Consider the following 23399-nt stretch of genomic DNA (forward strand, 5'->3'; position numbering starts at 1 on the left):
CTGATGATCCTCACAGCGCCCCTTGGGCACCAGGGCATAGCACCCAGGCTCGGGGCATCGGGTGGGGGGCCGGGAGGGCATGGTGGGGGCCTCCCAGGGGGGTGAGGTGGGGTTGGGTCAAGGGCCTGGGGTAGTACCGATCAACTGGGGGTTGGAGTGCTGCTCCACGAACCCCGTGCGGCCCCGGGTCTTGGGCTTCCCGAGGTCGATGAACGTCTGCCAGGTTGCCCTTTCGGCCTCCGGAGCGTCCAGGTAGGCGCCCAAGGCGGCCTTCGCGGCCTTCCGCAGGGCTCGCAGCTCCTCGGGGGTGAGGCGCAGAGTGTGTAGGACGACGTTTGCGGTGGTGAGTTCGGCCATGGGTGAGCCTCCAAGGGGTCAGGTCTCGGGCATGCCGACCAGGCGTAGGGCGCGGCTGCGGGTGGCGAGCTCGGCGCGGGCGACGTCGGCGAGGCGGTAGAGCGGGTGGCCGGCCTCGGTGAGTCCTGCCCGCTCGAGGCGGCCGCGGCTGGCCCAGTCGCGGATGGTGGTGGGGCGGACGTGGGCGGCGCCAGCGCTGAGGAGTTGGCGTGCCCGGTCGGCGTGGGCGGCGGCCTGGGCGGTGGTGAGGAGGTCGGTGTCCATGGGCCTCCGTCCGGGAACGCGAAGAGCCCCTGCCGGTGGGCGGGGGCTCGGACATACGTGTGGTGCTGGCACGAGTGTCGCGCTAAGTGGCGATCTTGTCCAGCGGGACGCGGTGCGCCCCCGTCCGGGAAGCTCCGGGCGGGGGCGCGGGTCCGAGTAGCAAGCGAGCACCTGGACGTCTCAGACCGTATGGCGCAGCACTGACACCGCTACTGGACGGGGATAACGACGACTTGGGTGTAGATCTGCGGGCGTCCGGTCTCGAGGCGGGTATACGCGGTCTCGATGCGGTCCACGATCACGGGCTGGTCGTGGAGCACGATCGTCTCCCCTTGCTCCGGGATAGGCAGCATGCCAATGCTGTCGAGCTGAACCAAGTGGTTCCCGTCAGGGGTCTCGAATGACATCCCGTGGGCCGCAGGGAGGACAACGCCGGGGTGGGCCCGGCATTCCTCAGACTGGTCGCGGTCGATGATGGCGGCGAAGGTGTCGTCCTGAGTGTCCATAGCGGCCATCATCCCTTCTTCGAGGCACCGGGCACCGGCTTGGGCGGGGCCTCCACGTGTCCGCCGCGGCTGGCGGAGTAGCCGCGGGAGTGCTGGGGCTCGGCTGCGGCGCGCTCGGGATCGCGGGTCGGCATGGTCTTGCGGAGTGCCATGATGCGGGTCCTGTCTCTGTGATGGGGATGGGGCCCGGGGCGGCCGGTCGCCTGGCAGTGATGCGGCCACCCCGGGGGCTATGCGCGGGTGCTCTTGTGGATGGAGCGGGCCATGCCCTCGAAGGCGTCGATCGCCCGGGTGTCGAAGCGCCCGCACTGGGCCCGAACGTCCTTGCCGAGGCGGTCGTAGAGGTGGGTCGCCTGGTCGTACTGGCCGTGCTCCTCGGCCTGCGCGGCCTCTGCCATACGGCGGTCGATCTCGTTGGCGTCCATGGGTCAGCTCTCCTCGAACGTGGGGTAGATCGGCGGTAGATGGGCCGGTAGATCGGGGTCGCTGCGGTGGTAGATCCGCAGGTAGACCGGGGTGGTAGACGGTTACGCGGCCTGCTGCTCGCCCTCGGCTGGGAAGGCCTGCGGGAGGTCGTCACGGTGCACCCCGTACGCCACCCGGCGGGCCACCTTCACGGACCGTCTGACGGGCACTCCGAGGAGCGGCAGACGGGTGCGCAGGATGGCCACCGTCCAGCCCTCCCCCTGGCCGTGCTTCTGGAGGTGGTCCAGGAGGGTGGAGAGGTGGACGCCGGGGCGGTCGCCGACGAGGTCGCGGATGAGGGCGTGGAGCTGCTCGCGCTGCTCGGTGCTGACCTCGGCTGCGTCGGGGGCCTCGTCGGGGATGGCGCGGACGGCGGCCCAGATCCACAGGGGGACGAGGGCCCAGAGGAGTGCGGGCCAGTGCCGGATGACGCGCCATCCGACGTACAGGCCGGCGGCGAGGACGGCGGTGCGCACGATCGGGCCGAGCGCGGCGGCGATGCCCTCGAGGTCTTCGCGGCGTCCGGCGCGTACCCAGGCGGTGGCCCGCCCGGCGAGGCGCTGGACGAGGAGCCGGTTTCCGGCGGTGAGGGTGCGTGCCTGGCGCTGCGCCGCGGTGCCAGGCTGAGGCTGAGTGTCGGTCACAGCTGCCTCTCCAGCAGCCCGCGCGCGGCGCTGCCGGCTTCGTTGATGAGGCCGGGCAGGCCGTCGAGGGCTCCGGCGATTCCGGCGGTGACGCAGAGGACCATTCCGGCGGCGAGGCAGCCGAGGAGTCGTCCCTTGTCGGCCTTCGGCGCCGCCTTGTACGAGGCGATCAGCGCGAGGAACACGACGAAGGTGACGACGCCGCCCTCCTCGGTGAGCCGGCCGAGGGATCCGGTGGCGATGGGCGCGCCCGCGTCCGTGCCGGTGGTGCTGCTGATGGCGGTGCCGCCGGCGCCGCTCACGACCTGGACGGCGCAGCCGGACAGCCAGCCTGCGAGGCCTCCGACGCAGATGGTGGCGAGGCCTCCGGTGAGGAAGCCCTGTACGGGGATGACCAGGTCTTTCAGGGCTCGGCCGCCGGTCCACCAGGTCCGGAGGGTGAACAGGAGGATGACGATGGCGATCGTGCATCCGGCGAGGCTGGCGCCAATGGTTTGAGTGGTGTTCACGGGCGTACTCCGGTGATCCAGGTGACGGGGTCGTAGAGGTCGATGGCGCCGGCCAGGCCGACGAGGCTGATGGCGAGGAGCAGCAGGCGCTTGAGGGTGCCGCCGTCGGTGGTGATGCGGATGACGGCGATGGCGAGCGGGGTCAGCGCGAGGGCGTAGCCGGCGCTCTGGCCGCCCTCGGCGCGGGCCTCGGTGACGACAGAGGCCCAGAGCGTGGCGACGCTGTCCCCGCCGACGATGGGGAGGAAGGCCAGAAACAGCGCGCCGCAGACCTGCCAGGGCCGGCCGATGGTGCGCACCCATGCCCACAGGCGCTCCCGGCGGGTGGGCTCGGGCGCCTCGTAGTACGGGGCGACGAGGTGAACGTGCACCTGCGGCACCGGGACGGGCAGCGGAGCAGGGGCGGGTGCGGGCGGTGGTGTGGCGGCCGGGGGCGGCACCGGTGGGGTGGGCGGTTTCCACCAGGGCGGGAGTTCACCGGGGAGCGGGCCGCGGTCGGGCAGGGGTGCGCCGGCCGGGATGATCCGGGTCGGGATGATCGGACGGTCTGTCATGGGTGCAGTCCTCGGTGGTGGATGCGGGTGCGCAGCCGGGTGCAGTCGGATGCGCGGTCGGGTGCGGCTGCGGTCAGCCGGTGGTGGCGAGTGCGGTGCGGTTGCGCTCCTCGGCTGCGGCTGCGGCTGCGGCTGCGGCCGCACGCTCCCGGGCGGCGCGGCAGATGCGCTTGGACCGCGTCTGACCCACACGGAGCTCGCGCTGCAGCAGCCGCTCGGACAGGGGCTGCTTCGCTGCCAGGGCGACGGCTGCGGCGATCAGCTCTTCGTCGGTCGCCTGCGCGGGCAGACGCGGCTGCGGCTGCACCGGCGGCAGATGCGCATCCGAGGTGACATCGGGGGACGGGCCGTACATGGGGGCGAGGGCGAGGTGGAGGCCCTTGCGTCCGAGGACGGGCCTGCAGATGACCGGGAGCAGCCGCGCCCCGGGCGGTGCTGTGTTCGGTGGCGCCGGGGGTGCAGTCGGCTGTGCGTCCGTCTGAACGACTGCAGTCGCGGGTGCATCCGGCTGCGCCTCGGCTGCGGGCGCGGCCTCGAGCGCGGGAGGGGGCGCGGGTGGTGCGAGTGCGAGCGCCTCGTCCGCGGCGACGTCGAACGCGTCGGCTGCGTCCGGCCGCAGGCCCTCGGGTGCAGTCGGCTGTGCGTCCGGCTGCGGCTGCACCGGGGCGGGTGCAGCCGGGTGCAGCTGCAGCGCGGTCGTGATGCCGGCGGCGGCGAGCCCGGCCGGGGCGGTGTCGGCGAGCGGCACGCCGTGCTTGGCCAGGCGCAGCGGCATCAGGGCTTCGATGGGTGCCTTGCGTCGCCAGTTGCGGCCGAACCGGGCCTGCAGCCGGGCTTGGTAGATGATCCGGTCCTGCTCGAGCTTGATGACCTGTTCGTAGCTGCGGAGCTCCCACAGCTTCATGCGGCGCCACAGTCGGAACGTGGGGAAGGGGGCGAGGAGCCAGCGGGCGAGCCGTACGCCGTCCATGTGCTTGTCGGCGGTGATGTCCGCGATCCGGCCCACGGCGTGCCGTGCGGCTTCGACGGCGACGACGAACAGGATCGGGATCACGGCGTGCATGCCGGTGCCCAGCGGGTCGGGCCAGGCGGTGGCGGCGTTGAACGCGATCGTTGCCGCGGTGAGGAGCCATGCGGTGTGGCGCAGCAGCGGCATCGGGATGCGCAGCCAGGCCAGCAGCAGATCGAGGGCCAGGAGCACGATGATCCCGGCATCGATGCCGACCGGGAAGACGAGGGCGAACTGGCCGAAGCCCTGCTCCTTGGCGAGGCCGCGCACGGCGGCGTACGAGCCGGTGAACCCGATCGCGGCGAGGACGAGGACCAGGGCGCCGATGGTGTAGATGAGTCCGCGCTGCAGGCGGGTCAGGGTGGGACGGGACACGATCAGATCTCCCGGGTTGAGCGGCCGGGCCTGTATTGGGCGGGCCCGGCCGTACGACGTGGTGTCAGCCGAGGCCGAGGAAGGGCCGGCGGTTGCTCTCTTCCTGGCGGCGGTCCTCGGCGGCGCGGTAGTCCTGGCGGTCCTGCTCGCGGGCTGCGCGCTGCTCGCGGCCGAGGACGACGCGCCCCTCGGCGGGCTGCTCCTGCTTGCGGGCCATCAGACGGTCTTCGCGGCGAAGCGCAGGCAGATGGCCCACTCGCCGCGGGTGCGGGCGCTCGCCCACAGCTCGGCGGAGAGAGCGCTCATCGCGCGGCGGGCGGCGTGCTGGGCGACGGCCTGCGGGTAGCCGCTGAGGATCCGCTGGTCGGCGCGGGCGAGCGTGCGGCCCCAGCCGGTGATGGTGAGGTCCTCGCCGGGGCAGCTCGTGGTGAGCTGCTCGGCGGCGTGGAGGAGGAGCTGCGCGGCGAGGCTCGGCAGGGCCATGAGCTCCTGCAGGCGGGCGTCCATCTCGGTGCGGGCTGCCGGTACAGCGGCCCCGCGGATACGATCGGTCACGGTCATCACTCCTGGTGGATCAGGCGGATGGCTGGCCCCGGCCGGAGGTGCGAACTCCGTCCGGGGCCGTGTTGTTGGCGAGTACGACCGTAGCGAGAAGTGTGGACATTGTCCACACTTCTCCGAGAGGATGTCCGCATGCCCGAACCGCCCGAGGGCCCAGAGCCGGAGAAGAGGACCATGACGATCCCGCGATTGGCCGAGCGAGTCGGCAGGAGCCGGACCCTGATTCACCGGCTGGCGACGAACCCGGCCGAGGGATGGCCGGCCCCCGTGTTCCGCCCGGGGAGCAGCCGCCCGGAGTATGACGTGGCCTGGTTCGATGAGTACTGGGCGCAGAGGCAGGCTGGTATGACGCAGGGGCGGCGCACGGACCTGCAGGGCCCGCAGGACTGAACCGCAGCTGCGCCCCGCCCAGGAGTGTTGGGCGGGGCGCAGCTGCGTCTGCAGCCTAGGCGGCGACCTGGCGGGCGGTCTCGCGGGCGGCCTGCATGAGGAGGGCAGTCCGGGCGAGCGCGGGCATCACGGCGGCCCGGTGGGCGTCGTACGCCTCGGGGGTGAGCCGGTGCCCGCACACGTCGCACGTGATGTGCAAGGCGTCCTCCCGCTGGACAAGGGCGAAAGCGCAGCAGGCAGGACAGGGCGCGTCCTTGACGGTGCGGCGCTCCTCGGTGTGGGTGATCCGTTGGATCCGGCTCATGAGGTCCTCGAGCTGGGTGTAGAGCTCCTCGGCGTACGGGCGGGTCACCGCGTACGGAAGGTAGCCCACCAGCCACGTCGACCAGGCGGCGATGCCCGTGCCGGTCCGCGGCCAGGCCGCCGCGTGCCCCTGCCGCTCGACCCGCTCGGTGCCGTACGAGTCGCGGTAGGCGGCCGGGATGTCCGCGGCAATGTAGTGCGCCCATCCGGCGAGGAGCGCGGTGATGGGAATGCCGCCGGTCTGGTCGCCGTGCGGGTCATCGAGGGGCGGCACCGGCTGCCCGGGGCCGAGGAGGTCCAGGGACCGGAGATCGAGGGGCAGCGGGGAGTGCGCGCGGCCGGTGCCGCCTCGCTGAGCGGTGCCGGCCGCGGGCTGCAGGCACGCCTGCAGGAGAGCGGCCTGCCCGGGCATACCGCGCAGCCACCGGTGAGCCCGGTACTCGCACCCGTCGCAGAGGTAGCGGTCCTCGGCGATGGTGTGGTGGCAGATCCGGCAGGTGTCGTCCATGTCGTGCTCCCGTGCGGTGGGTCAGGTGGTGTGGGGCGCGGCGGGCGGAGCTCCGGCCGCGCGGCGTTTGAAGTAGTCCTTGAACTCGGCAACGGCCTCCTGGTCGCCGGGGGCCAGGGGCGTCTGGGGGTTGTTGCCGCCGGGCGGGCCGCTGCGGCGTCGAGGGCGGGGCGCATGGCCGGGGCAGCGGTCGGTGCCTCGGCCGGCGTTCCATCCGGCACGCTCGGCGGCCGCGTACGCCTCGGCCTCCGTCGTGGCGCTGGTGTGGAACCGTGCCGCGCAAGTCCCGTACGGGAAGGGCTGTTCGCAGCTGATGACGATGGACAGGCTCACGGCTGCTCCCGGGCGCAGACGGTGGAGTCGTGGTCTCGGCCGCGGGTGACGAACCCTGCCGCGCAGCACCAGCTGGCCCACGGCTCAACCCCGGACCGCATCTCGGCGCGGGCGCGGCGGCGGGCCTGGTGGTGGAGGTCCTGCAGCTGCTCGGCGGCACGGCGGACGTACGAGCAGGCCTCCCAGCAGGCGCCGGTGAGTATCAGGCAGAGCGCGACCGCGACCGGGTGGCCGGCGGCCGCGTACAGGTAGGCGAGGACAGCGAACGTGGACCCGGCCAGGGCCAGCGCGACGTAGCGCAGGAGAGCGGAGATCACTGGTTGCCTCCCTTCCGCGCCGCGCTCCGGTCGCGCTTGTAGCGGGCGGACTTGAGGCCGTGGGCCGTGGTGCAGATCGGGCACCGGCAGCCCCAGTTGCTGTACGCACTGGCCCCGTGGGCGAACCCGGTGAAGCCCTCGCTGCGCCGGGCGTAGCGGGCGGCCTTCGCCGTACGGAGGCGCGCGCCGTGCGCCTTGCAGCAGACCGGGCACCGGCAGCCCGCCTTGTACCGGCCGGGGGACCCGCACAGAGCCGTCTCAGGCTGCCAAGTGCTCGGCACGCCGTGGCGCTGCCGTATCCGGATGACCGTGCGCGAGGACACCCCGATCGCAGCCGCGACCTCAGAGTCCGAGGAGCCGGCCGCCGCCATCTCGAGAGCTCGGGTAACCAGCTCGGAAGGCGTCGCCATCACTGCGCACCGCCGGTCGCCCCGCGCCAGGCATCCACGATCCTGTTCGGCACGGTCCCGGCCGCAGGGACGTCCAGGCCGGCCTTCCTCGCCCAGGCGCGAACCTCGGCCGGCACATAGTCCCGGGTCGGGGACTTCCTCTTCTGTGTGGGGCGCAGCTTGTCCTTGCGGGCGCGGACCTCGGCAAGCTGCTCCACCAGGCGCGCCTCCTCGGCGTCGACCTGGATCAGCTCCTCCTCGCCCGCCTTGCGGGCGCGCAGCTCGCCCAGGGCGGTGTGGGCCTCCTTGCCGAGTCGGCTGATGGTCTTGTCCGTGTGCTGGGAAGCCCAGGCAATGAGCGCTCCGGCAGTGCCGGCGAAGGGGGACTGCTCCGGACTGCGCGGACCGGGTACGGACTGCTGCATGGTCTTCCTCTTCCTTCGGGTGATGTGAGGGATCTCGGGTGCCGGGTGGCGGACGATGTCGGGCTGCTCCTCGGCCAGGAGCCGCTGCAGGGCGGCGATCGTCATGCCGGGGGCCAGGGGTGCTTGGCCCGGTCGCCGAGGAGCCATCCGTCCAGGCCCTCGAGGAGCTCCTGGACGTGCTCGGCGGCCTGTGGGTCCGGCCGCCTGCCCCGGGGCCCGCCGTAGGTGCCGTCGGGGAACTCCTCGAGGGCGGCCTCCATCCGGGCGAGCGTCGTGGCGTCCTCGCTGATCACGGCTGACGCCCCTGCCACGGGACCGGCCGCACCCCGGAACGAGCACGCTGCCCCGTACCGCTGCTGCGCCGGGGCGGGGGCGGGGCGAGGCAGGTGGCGTGGTGGGGCATGGCCTGCCACTCCCCGGGGCGGATCTCCGGGCGGGCCACAGTGACGGAGCGGACGTAGAGGACACCGTCTGCGCCCTGCATCACCGCCAAGTTCCCCTCGGCGGTCGGCTCGGCGTCCACGGGCTGACGACGGCCGTTGGCGGTGGTGAGCGCCCAGCAGATCCGGGCGTGGCAGCGGCGGCAGTTCGTGATGTGTGCTCGGCTCGGCTTCATGCTGGGTTCCCTTCGAGGGCGGCGAGGTGGGGCAGGACCAGGGCGTGGCCGTAGAGGTAGAGAGCACAGGCACGCCCGTGCTCGGCGACGGCCTGGCGGATGGTGTCGGGGGTGGCGGCCGCCCGGAGCTCGGCCAGCTGCTCCCGGGTCAGATCGGGCCGCTGCGGGCCGTCGGCGGCCGGGGGCGTCCACGGCACCGACGGCACGTCCACCGGCCGCACCGGTGGCTGCACCCGTACAGGGCTCGGCTGCTGCGCCCCGGCGGCGTCTTCGGCGGGTGTCTGGTCCTCGAGGCAGACCTGACAGGGCAGACCGGTGTGCCACATGGCGCCGGACTCGCAGCCGGGGTGGTGGCAGCCGCGGCGGACCAGGCCCGGGCCGAGGATCCACTGACCCAGATCCCGGGGCGTCTCGGTGGAGGCGTAGCGGGCGGTGAGGCGGGCGGTGAGGCGCTCCATGCCGGTGCCGTGGGCGAGCTGGCGGCCGATCTCCGCATCGATCCGGCGCAGGACCCAGGCGGACAGGCCGGGCAGCAGGTGGTGCACCGGCTGCAGGACCTGCCAGGAGCGGCGGGTCAGGTGCCCACCGGCCTCGGCGATCTGCGGCCTGCTGGTGTTGCTGCGCTTTCTGCCGTGACCCGCACCCCGGAACGTGGCCGGAACCGAGTTATCCACAGGGCGGGCGGGCTTACTACCGGTAGAGCGCCTCCGGCGGATCCCCGAACCAGCCTGTGCGACGACGTCAGTAGAGGGGGAGGTGTCTTCCTTAGACGCGAGGGACCCGTCATGATCGGCCAGACCCACCCCGCCGTGGTTGTCCACACTCGGCTGCCCGCTGGTGAGCGGCAGCTGCTCGGCGTCGGGGACGGTGTGGAGCGGGTGGGTGTTGACGGTGACGGCGTGGCGGCCGCGCTCTCCGCCCCTGCGGTTCAGGGTGAGCCAGCCGAGGTCCTCGAGCTCGTCCAGGAGCCGCAGCCCGGTCTTCCGGCTGAGCGTCTTCCCGGCGGACTTGCCGCTGTGGTGGTACAGCTCTCCGGCGAGCTCGGCCCCGGTGACTGGCAGGCCCTTCGCGGTGGCCCGGGCCAGGTGCAGGTAGGCGCGCAGACGGCGCGGGGACAGCGCCTCGGCGACCCGTACGGGGACCTCGAGGGCCGCGGCGTCGCGGGGCACCAGGCGGGCGTAGCGCAGCGCGGTACGGCCGCGGCCGCCGGTGTGGGTGCGCTGCTTCGTACGGAGCCACGGCTCCTCGTTCGTGGGGCCGGGCCGGTTGAGGAGTTTCAGGCCGCGCTCCACACCGGACTCCGACATGCCGAGCATGTCGGCGAGCTCGACGGTGGAGGCGGTGCACGGGTCGGTTCCCTGGCGGGCGCCAGGGAAGGAGCGGCGGGCGTCCAGGGCGGCGACCTTCATGTAGACGGTCACGGCCTCGTCGTTGAAGTGCGCACCGCGGAAAAGGGACTCGGGGATCCATACGGTCTGCTCGCTGCGCCGGCGGGGCCGGTTGAAGCGAACACCACCGGCCCCGCCGCGAATGCGGCGGGGCTCAGCGGCAGCGAGCAGACCAGCAGACATCAGGCCGACGGCTCCTCGGCGGTCTGCTGGGCGACGGCCCGGGCGTAGGCGAGCTCGGCGGCCCGGGCACGGCGCGGCTCCAGGAGCACGAAGGACACGGCGCGCTGGGCCAGGAGGCCGTAGGCGAATGCCATGTCAGCCAGACCCATAGCCACGCCGATGGCGTGGTCCAACTCTCCGGCCTGGTGGTCGCTGAGCTCGCCTCGGTCCGCCAGATCCCCGGCGTACTCGGCGGCATCCATGCGGTTACGTACCTGGTCGTACGCGGCAGCGAGTTCCCCGGCCCCGGCATAGCGATCCAGGCCGGTGATGCTCAGCCGGTGGAGCACCGGCGTGCCGTCCTCGGCGGTGTTGAAGTCGACCTGTGCCGGCGTTTCATCGCCCTGTACCACCGCGATGGCCCAGGCCGCGCCCGATGCGTACAGCAGGGCGGCCTCTTCGTACCGGCGGTGGAGCTCCCGCTCAGTCCGGCTGTACAGGTCGTAAAGGTCGAACACTGCCTTCATGTGCGGCGAGACCCGGCTCGTCCGGTAGTAGTCGGCATCAATGCGGCCGTGCAGTCCGCGCAGGGCGACGTGACCCTCGTGGAGCTGCCTGCGGTCGACGTCCACCGTCTCCACGGCGACGAGGGCGGCGCGGTGCGCGGTCTGGTACTCGCGGGCCGTCTCGTACAGGGCGTAGACGCTGTCGAACAGCGAGTCCGCCCAGTGCTGTTGGGTGCGCTCAGGCATCGGTGGTCCGTTCCATGGGCTTACGGAGGAGGCGGGCGATGATGTGGTCGGGGATGGTGAGGACCAGGTCCGCGACGTCGTACCGGGCACCGGCGGGGGATGCCCGGATCCACAGGCGCTGCTGGAGCGTCTCGAGGGCGACGGCCACCTGATTCGGCCGGAGGCCGGTGTCGTGGACGAGGCCGAGCAGGCGCGGCTGCTGCTCGATGTGGCCGGCGGTGTCGGCGTGCGTAGCCAGGGCGATCGCCACGTACCGCGTGTTCGCGTTCATGCCGGACGCGAGGATCGCCTGTTCGTACACGGCCCGATGGGCGAGGCCGACGGCGGTCAACCGCCGGTCGGCGGCACGGCGGGCAACGTCCCCGGGGGACGGCCTTCGAGGTGCTGCAGCAGTGGTCACGACTGCTCCTGTTCTTCGGACTCGAGCTGGGCGAGGTGGAGGTAGGACCCGGCGGGCCACCCAGGGCCCGGCGAGGGCTCAGGGTGGCCCTGCAGGGCGGCGGGGGTGTGGCGGTCGCAGCACCAGCCCCGCGGGTACAGGCGGGCGTAGCGGATGCCGCACGGCGGCGGGGTCTCGCACGGCCGGATGGAGCCGCTCACGAAGTACCGGCGTAATGGCCGCACTCGGCGCAGCGCAGCCCGCCGGACTCGGTGACGTGATGAACGGTCTGCAGGCCCCGGCAGTCCGTGCTGGCACACGGCGTGCGCACCGAGCTGTCGGCCGGGCGGGCAGCTGCAGCCCAGACGCGGGCGGCGACGGTGAGCACCAGCACTACGGCCAGGGCGTAGGGCATCCACTCAGGCATCGGTCACTCCCTGCGGTGTCGGGTGGTGTGGGTGATGTGCCGGTCGGCGAGCCACCCGGTGATGAGCGCGGCCAGATCAAAAAGGCCGAGCGCGATGAGCGCGAGGAGTAACCAGGGCTCGGGGTTCACTCGTCGGCGTCCTCAGGAGTGGACGTCGCCTCGACCGTGGCCGCGGTGTCCTTCTCCTGGTCGGCGGTGGCGATCCACTTCGCGGCCGCGGCCTTGGTCGGCAGGCCGTTCTGGCTGCGCGCCCAGCGGACCTGCCCGTACCCGTACTCACCGAACGCGTCGACGATCGCGGTGGCAGCCCACTTGATGCCCCGGCGGGGACCGCGCTCCTGGTAAATGGCCCCGATCACGTTCTCGCCGGTGACGCGGTCGACGCGGGTGCGGGTGGCGAGGTAACCGGTCGGCTCGTCACCACCAACGGAGCCCCAGCCGTAGAGAAGGGGTTCGCCCGGGTACAACCACAGGCCGGCGGTCTTGCGCGGCTGCTGCCCGTACCCGAGGGCCGTGGTGCTGGTCTGCCGCAGGGAGTCGGACTCGCCGGACATGATGCGGGCCTTGCCGCAGGAGCGGCACACGATGCGGACGCTGGTCTTCTCGTACCGGTCGCTGTGGCCGCAGCCCTCGGACGGGCAGTTGTGCGACTGGCTGCTGAGGTCGCGGAACGCGCGGAACTCGGTGCGGACATCGACGATCCATCGCGGGTCGGCGCACTCGGGGGCGTGGCCCAGCTCGTCCCACGCGAGATAGGTATCAGTGAGACCGCTCATGCCGACACCCCGCGGCCGCGCAGGCGCCGGAGGATCGCGGCGAAGGTGCGCGGGGTCGGGACGGCCTGGTCCTCGTCGTCCTGGTCGGCGATGACCGGCGGGGCGATGGCGGCGCACCGCTCGGCGTGAGTGGTCTCGCGCGGGGCCGGGATGAGGGGGCCGTACGTGCCGTACACGAGCGACAGGACCATGGGGGTGTGGCCGTCGCACTGCATGAGCGGCTCGGTGGCCGAGGTGCCGTTCGGGAGGATCGTCTGTCCCCAGGTGCCGTTCCAGTGCCACCGGGAGCCGTAGACGTCGATCCACGTGCGGGTCAGGTCGAACGGCACACCATCCAGGACCCAGTCCTGCGGGGTGGCCGTCATGCCGCACCGCCAGTGGACTCGGCGGCAGCGGTCGTCTCGGGGATGGTCCAGGCGCGGACACGGATGCCCCGGATGGTGATGGTGACCTCGAGGAACTCGGCGTCCTCGCGCGAGTGGTGCGGGACGTGGTCGACGTGCGACTCCCACGCGTTCGCGAACTCGGTGACCCGCTCGGGCTGCTGGGGGAAGTACAGGCTGACGTCGTAGACGGCGCCGTTCTCCGACAGGCTCACGTCCGTAGGCATCGTGATCTTCAATACGCTGACGGCTTCCTCGGCGACGGCCAGGGCGTGCATCAGCGCGTCCATCTGTCCGGGCCGAGGCGCGGTGCTCAGGGTGAGGGTGGAGTCGGTAGTCTCAGTGGTCACGGTGACCTCGATTTCAGTGGGTTGAGGTATGCCGGTAGAGGGGCCGCTCAGGGACCAGGCCCGGTCCGGGGCGGCCCCGGTTGCGTACGCCAGCTCAGGCGGCGACCGGTCGCCGGCGCCTAGACGGCCGGGCGGGGATGCGGTGCATCTCGGCGATCTCGGCGCGGTCCTGGGCGCTGAACATCAGGCGGCGGCCCATGCGGTGTGCGGGGAATCCGCCGTGGTTGACGCCGTCTCTCAGGCGTCGAGGGCCGATGCCCAAGCGGCGCGCGGTCTCGTCCACGTTGGTGAAGTCCTCCACGGCGGTGGGGGGCATTGTGGTCACCTCATTCGGGATCGGTCTCGCCCGTGGCGAGGAGCTGTTCGTCGTCGGGTCGCAGGTCCAGCGCCGAGCGGAGCGCCACGTACGCCGGGGGGCGCATGTGGCGCCGAACGCCGGTTTCCAGCCGCTGGAGGTAGCTGCGGGTGATACCTGCGTTACTGGCGAGGTCGGCGATCTTTATGCCGCGTGACATGCGACGCTTCCGGATTGCCGCCCCGTCCACCTCGTAGGTGGCTGGCGCTGCTGTCATAGCGAGAAGCTAACAGTATCTACTAGCAGTATCTAGCAGTACCGGCCAGTAACGAACAGCTTCTACTAGAAACTGGCAGCTCAGGACCTTAACGGAACCTCAAAAAATCCTCCGAATGGGCGCAGGCCGAAAGGTGTTCCTGGCGGTTCCTAGTAGTTCCTGGGAACATCTCCACATGGCCACTCCCGACAACGACCGCCAGCAGAGGCTCGCTGATCTCGTGATCCAGCGGCGCATTCAACTGGGCTGGCACAAGATCGACGCGGCGAACGCGGCGGAGCTCACCATCACCACGTACGCGCGGGTCGAGAAGGGCCTGCCGGTCCGGGACGTGACCTACGCGAAGATCGAGCGCGCGCTCGGCTGGGCGCCTGGCGCCTGTGACGCAGTCCTGCAGGGTGCCAATGAGGCGCAGTTGGCGGGGGAGGTTGCTGACGGCGTGCGGTACGCGCCGGCGCCTCTCGGCCAGGATGACGATGCGCGGCAGGCGGTACAGGATGCCTACATCGCCACGCGACCGGAGACGCCCGCCGGAGAGATGGCCGAGATGACCACGGCGATTCTCGTGGAGCTCCGCAAGCGAGGCATCATCGGCGGCCGGGATGCAAGCCCTTAGTCATACAACCATTTTGTGTAGCGAAACCGTTACTGTGTGTTCGATAGTTGCCTCACCTAATCTCTTTTCGGCCATGCGTCTCTGTGTAAGGCTCATGTTTCGGGTCTTCCGAACGCACCGAAGGGAGGGCCATGCATCACGAGTTCATCACCTTGGACCAAGGGCCGGGCTTTGTCGGTCTCGTGGGTCGAGTAGGCGAGACGCGCGTGTGTGTCATGACGCCGAGAGTCCTTACCGACGAGTCAGAGAAGCTCGCCGCAAGGAGACTGGTCCGGCGCCAAGGAGGCGATTGCGCCTCCTGCGACTGTCGGAGCTGCCCGCTCCGCTAGTCGTCACGGCGTCGTCTGAATGATGAGCGGCAGTCAGGGGTGCCTGCCGGCCATCGCGCCGAGGGGATGAACGAGAGTTGGCATACGCGGAGAAGCGCGGGAAGAGCTGGCGTGTCAGATACCAGCTGCCCAGCGGGAAGTACGACTCCGAGAGTGGGTTCGAGACCAAGCAGGACGCCCTGGACTGGGGGCGTGCGCAGGAGACGGACGTCCAGCGGAAAGTCTTCGTCAACCCGTCCGACGGGCGGAAGACAGTCGGCGAGTGGGCCGAGGAATGGCGCCAGGTCATGGACGTCGCAGAGACCTCCAAGCAGACCTACGCCAGCCGCCTGAACGCAGTGATCCTGCCCAAGTGGCGTGAGACGGCGCTCGGGGACATCACATCCATGGGGTACCGCGCCTGGCAGGCTCAGCTGAAGCACGCGCACAAGAAGAACTACGTGGATGCCATCGAGGGCCTGATGCGCATGCTCCTGGACGACGCGGTGGAGGAGCGGCTGATCCCGTTCAACCCGATGCCCTCAGGGTCCAAGCGCAAGCGCGGTCGGCACATTGCTGTCGCGGCCGAGGATGACTACGTGTGGCCCACGCCTCGGCAGGCCTTGGCGCTGGCCGAAAACGCGCGCGAGCTCCGGGGCTTCCCCTGGTACGTCATGATCCTCACCGTCGCGTACACCGGGCTCCGCATGGGAGAGGTCGCCGGCCTCCGCCGGGACCAGCTGCAGCTGCTCGCCCTCGAGTACGGGAAATCGCTGCGCGTCCAGTGGCAGGGGCAGTGGCTGACCGAGCCCGCGACCCACACTGTGAACAAGGGGGAGACGCTCGGATCGATCGCGGCGCTACGTCACGCGGACGCGAAGCGGGCCGCGGACATCGCTACGGCGAACAGCCTGGGCGAGGGCGACCGCGTACGCGTCGGGCAGAAGCTCCTCCTGGCCAAGGGCTTCACGCTGCTACCGCCGAAGTACTCCTCGTACCGCACCCTGATCCTGCCCCCGTTCCTGGGCGACCTGCTGTCCGAACTCCTGGCGCAGAAGGGCGGGCACGAGCACCTCGTTTTCCAGTCCCAGCGTGGTAGGCCGCTCCGGGTGGACGATCAGTTCTACGGCCGGTTCTGGCATCCCATCGTTGAGGGCCAGGATGCGGAGCCCGTTCGTCGCGGCCGCAAGGCGCAGGTCGCGCTGCCGGCCGTCGAGGGCATCGCCGACATGGTGCCGCACGGCCTTCGTCACGGGCACAAGGTGTGGCTGGACGAGCAGGGCCATCCGCGCGTTGCCGTCGAGGAACGGATGGGTCACCGCCTAAAAGGCGTTGAGGGCACGTACTCCCATACCTCCCCGGACATGGAGGTCGGTATCGCCAAGGGCCTCCAGCGAGCGTGGGAGGAGTCGCTGGGCGAGGACGTGAGCGAGGCCCCCGAGTGGCGAGGCAGACGCTCCGCCTGACCTCGTCTCCCAAACGTCTCCCAAACGATCTAGGCAACCCAGAGCGCCCGACCGATTTGTACGGCCGGGCGCTCTGTCTTGTGCCTCTGACCTGCTGTCCAGCCGGAGCCGAACGGGAGGCCGATCAAGCCTTCTTGGTCTCCCAGAAGATCTTGTCGATCTGGGCGATCAGGTCCAGAGCCTTCTGGCCCGTGGCCGGGTCGTTCGAACCCTTGGCCGCGGAGAGCGCCTTCAGGGTGTCGTTGACCAGCTGGTGCAGCTCCGGGAACTTCTCGAAGTGCGGGGGCTTGAAGTAGTCGCTCCAGAGCACCGAGACGTGGTGCTTCGCGAGCTCGGCACGCTGTTCCTTGATCAGAACGGCGCGCGTGCGGAAGTCCGCGTCCTCATTGGCCTGGTACTTCTCCTGGACGGCCTTGACGGACTCCGCCTCGATGCGGGCCTGGGCCGGGTCGTACACGCCGCAGGGCAGGTCGCAGTGGGCGCTGACCTTCACCTTGGGGGCAAACAGGCGGGAAAGCATGGAGCTGTCCTTCCTCGTGATCGTCTTCTCAGGTGGGACATTACTCCGTAGGAAGCCGCTTTTAGCGGCTGCCCCCTAGGGCTTAGGCCAAAAGTCCGGGGTGAGGACGAGACCGTCGGCCGAAAATACGAAGCGGTGCGCGAGGCCGTGTACTGGAGGATGGACCGGGAGGTGCCACAGATGCCGGAACCGGCGCAGGAGCCGTGGAACGGGCGGGCGGAGCGCAGGCCGTTCCAGGTGGTGGAGGTGACGGGCCCTTCGATGGTGCCCACGCTCTACCACGGGGACTGGCTGCTCGTGCAGCACGGAGCGCCGGTGCGCCCCGGCGACGTGGTGATCCTGCGTCACCCGTTCCAGCAGGATCTGCTGGTCGTCAAACGGGCGGCCGAACGACGCGACGGCGGCTGGTGGGTGCTGGGCGACAACGCGTACGCGGGCGGGGACAGCACGGACTACGGGGCGGTGCCCGAGGAGCTGGTGCTGGCCCGTGTGCGGGCCCGCTATCGGCCCTTGAGCAAGGATCAGCGGTCGCTGCCCGGACTGCTCGCCTGGGCGGCGTCCGCGGTGCGCCGTGTGTCGCCGGAGCGTTCGCCCTCCAGGCGCTTGCGGGCCCGGTAGGCGGCGACGTTGGCCCGGGTCGCGCAGCGGTCCGAGCAGTACCGCCGCGAGCGGTTGGTGGAGGTGTCGAGGTAGGCGTTGCGGCACGGCGCCGCCTCGCACAGCCCGAGCCGGTCCACGCCGTGCGAGGTGAGATGGAAGGCGAGGCCCATCGCCGCGATCGCGGCGAAGCCCGCCGTCGCGTTCGACGGGTGGTCGGCGAGGTGCATGTGCCAGTCCGGCCTGCCGTCCTCGTCGCGGGTGTCGTGGCCGGAGATCTGCGGGCTCACCGGGAACTCCAGCAACAGGGAGTTGAGCAGGTCGACCGCGAGTGTCTGGTCGCCGTCGTCGGCCGCCTCGAAGACCGAGCGCAGCCGGCCCCGTACGGACCGGAAACGGGTCACGTCCGCGTCCGTCGCCCGGCGGGCCGCCTGGGCGTTGGCACCGAACAGTTCCCGGACGGACTCGACCGTGGTGAGTGAGTCCTTGCCACGGGCCGGTTCCTCGGTGTTGACCAGACGCACGGCGTAGTCCGAGTAATAGGCCAGTTCCACTTGTAGTCCTTACGGCGTCGGTCTATCGTCGGTGTGCCGACCAGTGTAATAGGTGGTCGCCACTAATGAGTCTTACGTACGCGGGTGCAGGTGGAGGTTCGAATGACGGTGACGGGTACCGACTGGCAGTCCTGGCAGGAGAGCTGGGACCGGCAGCAGGAGTGGTACATGCCGGACCGCGAGGAGCGGTTCCGGGTGATGCTGGACATGGTCGAGGCCGTCGTGGGGCCCGAACCGAGGGTGCTCGACCTCGCGTGCGGTACGGGCAGTATTACGGACCGGCTCCTCAAGAGGTTCCCCCGCGCCACCAGTACCGGTGTCGACCTGGACCCCGCGCTGCTCGCCATCGCGCGCGGGACCTTCGAGGGCGACGACCGGGTCACCTTCGTGACCGCCGACCTCAAGAGCGCCGACTGGACCGAGCGGCTGCCCCACACCTCGTACGACGCGGTGCTCACCGCCACCGCTCTGCACTGGCTGCACAGTGAACCGCTGGCCGCCCTCTACGGGCAGATCGGCGGAGTGGTCAGGGACGGCGGGGTCTTCATGAACGCGGACCACATGATCGACACCGGCACCCCCCGCATCAACGCCGCCGAACGGGCCCACCGGCACGCGGCCATGGACCGGGCCAAGGCCGCAGGGGCCGTGGACTGGCGGGAGTGGTGGGCCCTGGCGGCGAAGGACCCCGCCCTCGCGGCGCCCACCGCCGAGCGGTTCGTGATCTACGGCGAGCACGCGGACGGCGACATGCCGTCCGCCGAGTGGCACGCCCGCACCCTGCGCGGGTCCGGCTTCGGTGAGGCGCGCACGGTCTGGTCCTCGCCGTCGGACAGCCTGGTCCTCGCCGTGAAGTAGGGCGGCGCGCGCGGAGGGCCGGGGCGGTCCGCCCGAGCGGACCGCCCCGGCGCCGGACGTGCGAGAGGGCGGCACGGGCCAGGAGCCCGGGCCGCCCTCCTCGGCGCCGCCGGTGGCTTACAGCACCTTCGACAGGAAGGACTTCGTCCGGTCGTGCTGCGGGTTCGTCAGGACGTCGCGAGGGTGGCCGGACTCGACCACCACGCCGTCGTCCATGAAGACCAACGCGTCGCCGACCTCGCGGGCGAATCCCATCTCGTGGGTGACGACGACCATCGTCATGCCTTCCTCGGCAAGTCCGCGCATGACGTCCAGGACGTCGCCGACCAGCTCCGGGTCGAGTGCCGAGGTCGGCTCGTCGAAGAGCATCAGCTTCGGCTCCATGGCCAGGGCGCGGGCGATGGCCACGCGCTGCTGCTGGCCGCCGGAGAGCTGGGAGGGGTAGTTCTTGGCCTTGTCGGACAGGCCCACCCGGTCCAGCAGCCGTTCCGCACGTGCCCGGGCGACGGCCTTGGCCTCGCCCTTGACCTGGATCGGCGCCTCCATGACGTTCTCGATGGCCGTCATGTGCGGGAACAGGTTGAAGCGCTGGAAGACCATGCCGATGTCCCGGCGCTTCAGCGCGACCTCGCTGTCCTTGAGCTCGTAGAGCTTGTCGCCCTTCTGCCGGTAGCCGACCAGCTCGCCGTCGACGTACAGCCGGCCGGCGTTGATCTGCTCCAGGTGGTTGATGCACCGCAGGAACGTCGACTTGCCGGAACCGGACGGGCCGATCAGGCAGAAGACCTCACGCGGGGCGACCTCCAGGTCGATGCCCTTGAGGATGTGTGCGGGGCCGAAGGACTTGTGTACGCCCTCGGCCTTCACCATGGCGGTCATGCGGCCCCTCCCTTCGGGCGTCCGAGCGACAGCATGTTGGCCTTGATCTTCTGGAACGGGGTGTCCGGCAGGCTGCGGCTGGAGCCGCGCGCGTAGTACCGCTCCAGGTAGTACTGGCCGATGCTGAGCACCGACGTGAGCACCATGTACCAGGCGGCCGCCAGGAACAGCATCTCCACGGTGGCACCCGAGGTCTGCGAGACGTTCTGGGTGGACCGCAGCAGTTCGGTGTACTGCACGGCGACCGCGAGCGAGGAGGTCTTCAGCATGTTGATGACCTCGTTGCCGGTCGGCGGCACGATCACGCGCATGGCCTGCGGGACGACGATCCGGCGGAGCGTCTTGCCGTGGCTCATGCCCAGGGCGTGCGCCGCCTCGGTCTGGCCCTCGTCGACCGACTGGAGGCCCGCGCGGCAGATCTCCGCCATGTACGCCGCCTCGTTGAGGCCGAGGCCGAGCAGCGCGCACAGGAACGGGGTCATGAAGGACGACCACTCGTCCTTGTAGATCGGCCCGAGGTTGATGTACTCGAAGACGATACCCAGGTTGAACCAGACCAGCAGCTGCACGTAGACGGGGGTCCCGCGGAAGAACCAGATGTAACCCCACGCGATGGACGTGGTCACCGGGTTCTTGGAGAGCCGCATCACGGCGAGCACGATGCCCAGCACCACACCGATGATCATCGAGAGGACCGTGATGATGACGGTGTTCTTGACACCCTCGAGGATCTGGTCGTCGAAGAAGTAGTCCGGTATCGCCGCCCAGTTGATGTCGCCCTGGGCGAAGGCGTAGACGAGCGTGGCCAGGAGGCCGAGTGTGATGATCGCAGAGACGTACCGGCCGTAGTGGCGCACCGGTATGGCCTTGATCGCCTCCGGCCCCGCCGACGGGGTGGGCGGGGTGTCCGCCGGGCCCGCCTTCTTGATGTCAGTCACAGATGATGCCTTTCAGCGCCGGTCCCGGCTCAGGACCCGCCGTTGATCTTGGCCTCGGTGACCGCACCGGCCTGGACGCCCCACTTGGCGATGACCTTGTCGTACTCGCCGTTCTTGATGACCGCGTTCAGGGCCGCCTCGATGGCCTTGGTGAGCTCGTCGTTGCCCTTGGCGACGGCGATGCCGTACGGGGCCGCCTCGACCTGGTCGCCGACCAGCTGGAAGTCCTTGCCGCCGCCCGAGGTCTTGACCGCGTACGCGGCGACCGGGAAGTCGGAGGAACCGGCGTCGGCGCCGCCGCCGCGCAGGCGGGTCTGGGCCTCGAGGTCGTTGTCGAACGCCTCGATGGAGATCTTGCCCTTGCCGCCGCACTTGGCGCTCTCGGCCTTGGCGAGGTCGTGGGAGACCGTGCCCCGCTGGACGACCAGCTTCTTGCCACAGAGGTCCGACCAGGTGCTGATGCCCTTGTCGTCGCCCTTCTTGGTGTAGATGGAGACGCCCGCGGTGAAGTAGTCGATGAAGTCGACACCTTCGCCGACCTTCTTCTTCGTCTCGGAGTCGACGCCCTCCTGGCGGTCCTTGGTGTCGGTCATGGCCGACATCGCCAGGTCGTAGCGCTTCGAGCGCAGGCCCGTGAGCAGGGTGTCGAACGTGCCGTTCTCGAAGACGAACTTCACGCCGAGCTGCTTGCCGAGGGCGTCCGCGAGGTCGGGGTCGATACCGACCGTCTTGCCGGACTCGTCCTTGAACTCGACCGGCGGGTAGGCGATGTCGGATCCGACCTTGATCTCGCCCTTGTCCTTGATGGCCTGGGGGACGAGGTCGGCGAGCGGCGCCTTGTCGGCGGAGGCGGAGCCCGATTCCTTCTTGCCGGCGCTGTCGGTCTGGTCGCCGCACGCGGTCAGCAGCAGGGTGCCGGCGACCGCGACTGCGCAGACCGCGGCAATCCGGGACTTCGCGGCCGTACGACAGAGGGTGCTTGCGGTCATGATCGGAATCCTCCGGCGGTGAGGGAGAGAGTGCAGGTCAGGTGGATACGCACGCACCTTCGAGTGTCGCCACCTTGTGTGATTAGGGCATCTTGCCATTCGGACTCACCCAATCAGGGGGCCGGGCATGTCAAAATCGGGTAACGGGCGACCCCCGAACCTCAATGGGCCGGTACGGCAAGGCCGGACCATCTGCTGGAAAGTGCGCACCTCTCCGGAGAAACTCCGGTGCGTCTCGACCGTCGGACGACCTTCGTAGCCCTTAGTGGACTTGTCCAGATTTTCGGCTATGAGTCATGTCACCGAGCCGATACCGACTCGTAAGCGGCCCGGTCCGTCCGGTAAGAAAGACCTTTACACCCCTCATCCGGGGCTCAGGGCGCGTGTGCGGCGCGCCCGCGCGTACGTGTCTCCCCTGCCGGAGCGGGCCAACCCGCTCAGTGCCGGGAACGTACGCGGTGCCCGCCCACCCCTCCTCAACCAGGAGTGGCCACCCTCAACTGATGAAGACTTAAGGGGTCAACACAATGGCAGCGGAGATCGTCAATCCTCGCAGCGACAGCACGACGCACGACACGGCCGGGACGACCGGCCCCATCGGTGCGGACGAGCCCTTCGATCCGGCTTTCGCCCTTCACCGCGGCGGGAAGATGGCCGTGCAGGCCACCGTTCCGATCCGCGACAAGGACGACCTGTCCCTCGCGTACACGCCCGGCGTGGCGAAGGTGTGCAGCGCCATCGCCGAGCATCCCGAGCTCGTCCACGACTACACCTGGAAGTCGCAGGTCGTGGCCGTCGTGACGGACGGCACCGCCGTCCTCGGCCTGGGGGACATCGGCCCCGAGGCATCCCTCCCGGTGATGGAGGGCAAAGCGATTCTCTTCAAGCAGTTCGGCGGGGTCGACGCGGTGCCGATCGCGCTCGCCACGACCGACGCGGACGAGATCGTCGAGACCGTCGTGCGCCTCGCACCCTCCTTCGGCGGGGTCAATCTGGAGGACATCTCGGCGCCGCGGTGCTTCGAGATCGAGCGCAAGCTCCAGGAGCGCCTGGACATCCCGGTCTTCCACGACGACCAGCACGGCACCGCCGTGGTGACCCTCGCCGCCCTGCGCAACGCGGCGAAGCTGTCCGGCCGGACGCTCGGCGACCTGCGCGCCGTCATCTCCGGAGCCGGAGCGGCCGGTGTGGCCATCGCTAAGTTCCTGCTGGAGGCCGGTATCGGCGACGTCGCCGTCGCCGACCGCAAGGGCATCGTCAGCGGCGACCGCGACGACCTCACGGACGTCAAGCGCGAGCTGGCCGAGATCACCAACCGGGCCGGCATCACCGGCTCGCTGGAGACGGCGCTGGCCGGCGCCGACGTCTTCATCGGCGTCTCCGGCGGTACGGTCCCCGAGCCGGCCGTGGCCTCGATGGCACCCGGCGCGTTCGTGTTCGCCATGGCCAACCCGAACCCCGAGGTCCACCCCGACGTCGCGCACAAGTACGCGGCCGTGGTGGCGACCGGGCGGTCGGACTACCCCAACCAGATCAACAACGTGCTGGCGTTCCCCGGAATCTTCGCGGGCGCGCTGCAGGTGCGGGCGTCCCGGATCACCGAGGGCATGAAGATCGCCGCGGCGAACGCGCTGGCCGACGTCGTCGGCGACGAGCTGGCCGCGGAGTACGTGATCCCGTCGCCGTTCGACGAGCGGGTCGCTCCCGCAGTCACCGCCGCGGTGGCCGCCGCCGCCCGTGCCGAGGGCGTCGCGCGACGCTGACACCGCACGGGGCGGGGCGGTTCGCCGGCGAGCCGCACGCTCGCGGGGCCCCGGCGCGGGCCGCCCCTCCACGAAGTGCCCCGGCCCGGGGGGGGCCCCCCGGGCCGACCGTTGCGGCGCACAGGCCGGCCCGGAGCCCACGGGGGGGCCCCCCCCGGGGGCTAGGGCGGGTGGTGAAACAGAGTGACGGGTAATAA

At 70.5% G+C, this 23399-nt stretch carries 39 protein-coding genes; 5 read left to right on the forward strand and 34 right to left on the reverse strand.

Features of this window, described 5'->3' with window-relative positions:
- Positions 1-117: 117 nt before the first annotated feature.
- The 29 genes from ACIRJR_RS09420 to ACIRJR_RS09560 all read right to left on the reverse strand — a co-directional run bounded on the left by ACIRJR_RS09420 (position 118) and on the right by ACIRJR_RS09560 (position 13714).
- Positions 118-357, reverse strand: coding sequence for a hypothetical protein (locus ACIRJR_RS09420; protein WP_403776227.1), 240 nt, complete (start codon positions 355-357; stop codon positions 118-120).
- 18 nt (positions 358-375) lie between these two features.
- Positions 376-621 carry a MerR family transcriptional regulator gene (locus ACIRJR_RS09425; RefSeq protein WP_403776230.1) on the reverse strand — a complete coding sequence of 82 codons (246 nt, stop codon included), beginning with the start codon at positions 619-621 and terminating at the stop codon, positions 376-378.
- 209 nt (positions 622-830) lie between these two features.
- The gene (locus ACIRJR_RS09430; RefSeq protein WP_403776233.1) at positions 831-1127 is read right to left on the reverse strand and encodes a hypothetical protein; all 297 of its coding nucleotides are present in this window, start codon (positions 1125-1127) and stop codon (positions 831-833) included.
- 8 nt (positions 1128-1135) lie between these two features.
- Positions 1136-1279 carry a hypothetical protein gene (locus ACIRJR_RS09435; protein WP_403776236.1) on the reverse strand — a complete coding sequence of 48 codons (144 nt, stop codon included), beginning with the start codon at positions 1277-1279 and terminating at the stop codon, positions 1136-1138.
- Between the two features lie 78 nt (positions 1280-1357).
- Entirely contained in the window at positions 1358-1552 is a 195-nt protein-coding gene (locus tag ACIRJR_RS09440) for a hypothetical protein (RefSeq protein ID WP_403776238.1), read from the reverse strand.
- Between the two features lie 102 nt (positions 1553-1654).
- Positions 1655-2236 (reverse strand): hypothetical protein, encoded by a 582-nt coding sequence (locus ACIRJR_RS09445; protein WP_403776241.1) that lies wholly within the window; start codon positions 2234-2236, stop codon positions 1655-1657.
- Positions 2233-2745: a hypothetical protein gene (locus tag ACIRJR_RS09450; protein ID WP_403776244.1), complete on the reverse strand. Its 513-nt coding sequence runs from the start codon at positions 2743-2745 to the stop codon at positions 2233-2235. The genes ACIRJR_RS09445 and ACIRJR_RS09450 overlap by 4 nt, the downstream gene beginning before the upstream one ends.
- Positions 2742-3299: a hypothetical protein gene (locus ACIRJR_RS09455; RefSeq protein WP_403776247.1), complete on the reverse strand. Its 558-nt coding sequence runs from the start codon at positions 3297-3299 to the stop codon at positions 2742-2744. Before ACIRJR_RS09455 ends, ACIRJR_RS09450 begins: the two co-directional genes overlap by 4 nt.
- A gap of 73 nt (positions 3300-3372) precedes the next feature.
- Positions 3373-4683, reverse strand: a complete 1311-nt coding sequence (locus ACIRJR_RS09460) for a DUF2637 domain-containing protein (RefSeq protein ID WP_403776250.1) — start codon at positions 4681-4683, stop codon at positions 3373-3375.
- A 64-nt stretch (positions 4684-4747) separates the two neighbouring features.
- Entirely contained in the window at positions 4748-4900 is a 153-nt protein-coding gene (locus tag ACIRJR_RS09465) for a hypothetical protein (protein ID WP_403776253.1), read from the reverse strand.
- The gene (locus ACIRJR_RS09470) at positions 4900-5244 is read right to left on the reverse strand and encodes a hypothetical protein (protein ID WP_403776255.1); all 345 of its coding nucleotides are present in this window, start codon (positions 5242-5244) and stop codon (positions 4900-4902) included. The genes ACIRJR_RS09465 and ACIRJR_RS09470 overlap by 1 nt, the downstream gene beginning before the upstream one ends.
- Positions 5245-5689: 445 nt before the next feature.
- A complete protein-coding gene (locus ACIRJR_RS09475) occupies positions 5690-6445 on the reverse strand; it encodes a hypothetical protein (RefSeq protein ID WP_403776258.1) in 756 nt (251 codons plus the stop codon).
- A 21-nt stretch (positions 6446-6466) separates the two neighbouring features.
- Entirely contained in the window at positions 6467-6778 is a 312-nt protein-coding gene (locus ACIRJR_RS09480; protein ID WP_403776261.1) for a hypothetical protein, read from the reverse strand.
- A complete protein-coding gene (locus ACIRJR_RS09485; protein WP_403776264.1) occupies positions 6775-7095 on the reverse strand; it encodes a hypothetical protein in 321 nt (106 codons plus the stop codon). The genes ACIRJR_RS09480 and ACIRJR_RS09485 overlap by 4 nt, the downstream gene beginning before the upstream one ends.
- Entirely contained in the window at positions 7092-7505 is a 414-nt protein-coding gene (locus ACIRJR_RS09490) for a helix-turn-helix domain-containing protein (RefSeq protein ID WP_403776266.1), read from the reverse strand. The genes ACIRJR_RS09485 and ACIRJR_RS09490 overlap by 4 nt, the downstream gene beginning before the upstream one ends.
- Positions 7505-8014, reverse strand: coding sequence for a hypothetical protein (locus tag ACIRJR_RS09495; protein ID WP_403776269.1), 510 nt, complete (start codon positions 8012-8014; stop codon positions 7505-7507). Before ACIRJR_RS09495 ends, ACIRJR_RS09490 begins: the two co-directional genes overlap by 1 nt.
- Positions 8011-8202: a hypothetical protein gene (locus ACIRJR_RS09500; protein ID WP_403776271.1), complete on the reverse strand. Its 192-nt coding sequence runs from the start codon at positions 8200-8202 to the stop codon at positions 8011-8013. The genes ACIRJR_RS09495 and ACIRJR_RS09500 overlap by 4 nt, the downstream gene beginning before the upstream one ends.
- Complete coding sequence (locus ACIRJR_RS09505) at positions 8199-8525, reverse strand: hypothetical protein (protein ID WP_403776274.1); 327 nt, start codon at positions 8523-8525, stop codon at positions 8199-8201. Before ACIRJR_RS09505 ends, ACIRJR_RS09500 begins: the two co-directional genes overlap by 4 nt.
- Positions 8522-10096 carry a hypothetical protein gene (locus ACIRJR_RS09510; RefSeq protein WP_403776278.1) on the reverse strand — a complete coding sequence of 525 codons (1575 nt, stop codon included), beginning with the start codon at positions 10094-10096 and terminating at the stop codon, positions 8522-8524. Before ACIRJR_RS09510 ends, ACIRJR_RS09505 begins: the two co-directional genes overlap by 4 nt.
- A complete protein-coding gene (locus ACIRJR_RS09515; RefSeq protein ID WP_403776281.1) occupies positions 10096-10827 on the reverse strand; it encodes a hypothetical protein in 732 nt (243 codons plus the stop codon). Before ACIRJR_RS09515 ends, ACIRJR_RS09510 begins: the two co-directional genes overlap by 1 nt.
- Positions 10820-11227 carry a hypothetical protein gene (locus tag ACIRJR_RS09520; RefSeq protein ID WP_403776284.1) on the reverse strand — a complete coding sequence of 136 codons (408 nt, stop codon included), beginning with the start codon at positions 11225-11227 and terminating at the stop codon, positions 10820-10822. The genes ACIRJR_RS09515 and ACIRJR_RS09520 overlap by 8 nt, the downstream gene beginning before the upstream one ends.
- A complete protein-coding gene (locus tag ACIRJR_RS09525) occupies positions 11224-11427 on the reverse strand; it encodes a hypothetical protein (protein WP_403776287.1) in 204 nt (67 codons plus the stop codon). The genes ACIRJR_RS09520 and ACIRJR_RS09525 overlap by 4 nt, the downstream gene beginning before the upstream one ends.
- Positions 11424-11633 (reverse strand): hypothetical protein, encoded by a 210-nt coding sequence (locus ACIRJR_RS09530; protein ID WP_403776290.1) that lies wholly within the window; start codon positions 11631-11633, stop codon positions 11424-11426. Before ACIRJR_RS09530 ends, ACIRJR_RS09525 begins: the two co-directional genes overlap by 4 nt.
- 3 nt (positions 11634-11636) lie before the next feature.
- Positions 11637-11762 carry a hypothetical protein gene (locus ACIRJR_RS09535; RefSeq protein WP_403776292.1) on the reverse strand — a complete coding sequence of 42 codons (126 nt, stop codon included), beginning with the start codon at positions 11760-11762 and terminating at the stop codon, positions 11637-11639.
- Complete coding sequence (locus ACIRJR_RS09540; RefSeq protein WP_403776295.1) at positions 11759-12409, reverse strand: hypothetical protein; 651 nt, start codon at positions 12407-12409, stop codon at positions 11759-11761. The genes ACIRJR_RS09535 and ACIRJR_RS09540 overlap by 4 nt, the downstream gene beginning before the upstream one ends.
- Positions 12406-12774 carry a phiSA1p31-related protein gene (locus ACIRJR_RS09545; RefSeq protein WP_403776298.1) on the reverse strand — a complete coding sequence of 123 codons (369 nt, stop codon included), beginning with the start codon at positions 12772-12774 and terminating at the stop codon, positions 12406-12408. The genes ACIRJR_RS09540 and ACIRJR_RS09545 overlap by 4 nt, the downstream gene beginning before the upstream one ends.
- Positions 12771-13142: a hypothetical protein gene (locus tag ACIRJR_RS09550; protein WP_403776301.1), complete on the reverse strand. Its 372-nt coding sequence runs from the start codon at positions 13140-13142 to the stop codon at positions 12771-12773. The genes ACIRJR_RS09545 and ACIRJR_RS09550 overlap by 4 nt, the downstream gene beginning before the upstream one ends.
- 94 nt (positions 13143-13236) lie before the next feature.
- On the reverse strand, positions 13237-13458 hold the full coding sequence (locus ACIRJR_RS09555) for a helix-turn-helix domain-containing protein (protein ID WP_403776303.1): 222 nt from the start codon (positions 13456-13458) through the stop codon (positions 13237-13239).
- 10 nt (positions 13459-13468) lie between these two features.
- Positions 13469-13714: a helix-turn-helix domain-containing protein gene (locus tag ACIRJR_RS09560; protein WP_403776306.1), complete on the reverse strand. Its 246-nt coding sequence runs from the start codon at positions 13712-13714 to the stop codon at positions 13469-13471.
- A gap of 175 nt (positions 13715-13889) precedes the next feature.
- Between ACIRJR_RS09560 and ACIRJR_RS09565 the strand changes: the two genes are divergently transcribed.
- Both ACIRJR_RS09565 and ACIRJR_RS09570 read left to right on the forward strand, forming a co-directional pair.
- On the forward strand, positions 13890-14330 hold the full coding sequence (locus tag ACIRJR_RS09565) for a hypothetical protein (protein WP_403776309.1): 441 nt from the start codon (positions 13890-13892) through the stop codon (positions 14328-14330).
- 406 nt (positions 14331-14736) lie between these two features.
- Positions 14737-16104 carry a LysM peptidoglycan-binding domain-containing protein gene (locus tag ACIRJR_RS09570; RefSeq protein ID WP_403776312.1) on the forward strand — a complete coding sequence of 456 codons (1368 nt, stop codon included), beginning with the start codon at positions 14737-14739 and terminating at the stop codon, positions 16102-16104.
- Positions 16105-16228: 124 nt separating this feature from the next.
- Here the strand turns inward: ACIRJR_RS09570 and sodN are convergent, their stop codons facing one another.
- On the reverse strand, positions 16229-16624 hold the full coding sequence (gene sodN / locus ACIRJR_RS09575) for a superoxide dismutase, Ni (protein WP_403776315.1): 396 nt from the start codon (positions 16622-16624) through the stop codon (positions 16229-16231).
- Between the two features lie 180 nt (positions 16625-16804).
- On the opposite strand from sodN, the gene sodX reads away from it, so the two are divergent.
- Positions 16805-17242, forward strand: a complete 438-nt coding sequence (gene sodX / locus ACIRJR_RS09580; RefSeq protein ID WP_403776318.1) for a nickel-type superoxide dismutase maturation protease — start codon at positions 16805-16807, stop codon at positions 17240-17242.
- Here sodX and ACIRJR_RS09585 read toward each other — a convergent pair.
- Positions 17146-17775, reverse strand: a complete 630-nt coding sequence (locus ACIRJR_RS09585) for a CGNR zinc finger domain-containing protein (RefSeq protein ID WP_403776321.1) — start codon at positions 17773-17775, stop codon at positions 17146-17148. The two genes, sodX and ACIRJR_RS09585, sit on opposite strands and share 97 nt — an antisense overlap.
- A gap of 102 nt (positions 17776-17877) precedes the next feature.
- Here ACIRJR_RS09585 and ACIRJR_RS09590 point away from each other — a divergent pair, with 102 nt between their 5' ends.
- Positions 17878-18633 carry a class I SAM-dependent methyltransferase gene (locus ACIRJR_RS09590; protein ID WP_403776324.1) on the forward strand — a complete coding sequence of 252 codons (756 nt, stop codon included), beginning with the start codon at positions 17878-17880 and terminating at the stop codon, positions 18631-18633.
- Positions 18634-18750: 117 nt separating this feature from the next.
- On the opposite strand, the gene ACIRJR_RS09595 is transcribed toward ACIRJR_RS09590, so the two are convergent.
- The 3 genes from ACIRJR_RS09595 to ACIRJR_RS09605 are packed head-to-tail and all read right to left on the reverse strand — an operon-like array spanning position 18751 to position 21439.
- The gene (locus tag ACIRJR_RS09595; RefSeq protein ID WP_329040499.1) at positions 18751-19512 is read right to left on the reverse strand and encodes an amino acid ABC transporter ATP-binding protein; all 762 of its coding nucleotides are present in this window, start codon (positions 19510-19512) and stop codon (positions 18751-18753) included.
- Complete coding sequence (locus ACIRJR_RS09600; RefSeq protein ID WP_403694583.1) at positions 19509-20450, reverse strand: amino acid ABC transporter permease; 942 nt, start codon at positions 20448-20450, stop codon at positions 19509-19511. The genes ACIRJR_RS09595 and ACIRJR_RS09600 overlap by 4 nt, the downstream gene beginning before the upstream one ends.
- A 29-nt stretch (positions 20451-20479) precedes the next feature.
- Positions 20480-21439: an ABC transporter substrate-binding protein gene (locus ACIRJR_RS09605; RefSeq protein WP_403776327.1), complete on the reverse strand. Its 960-nt coding sequence runs from the start codon at positions 21437-21439 to the stop codon at positions 20480-20482.
- Between the two features lie 527 nt (positions 21440-21966).
- On the opposite strand from ACIRJR_RS09605, the gene ACIRJR_RS09610 reads away from it, so the two are divergent.
- A complete protein-coding gene (locus ACIRJR_RS09610; protein ID WP_403776330.1) occupies positions 21967-23202 on the forward strand; it encodes an NADP-dependent malic enzyme in 1236 nt (411 codons plus the stop codon).
- Positions 23203-23399 lie beyond the last annotated feature (197 nt).

Source organism: Streptomyces sp. NPDC102402, assembly GCF_044765765.1.
GTDB lineage: Bacteria > Actinomycetota > Actinomycetes > Streptomycetales > Streptomycetaceae > Streptomyces.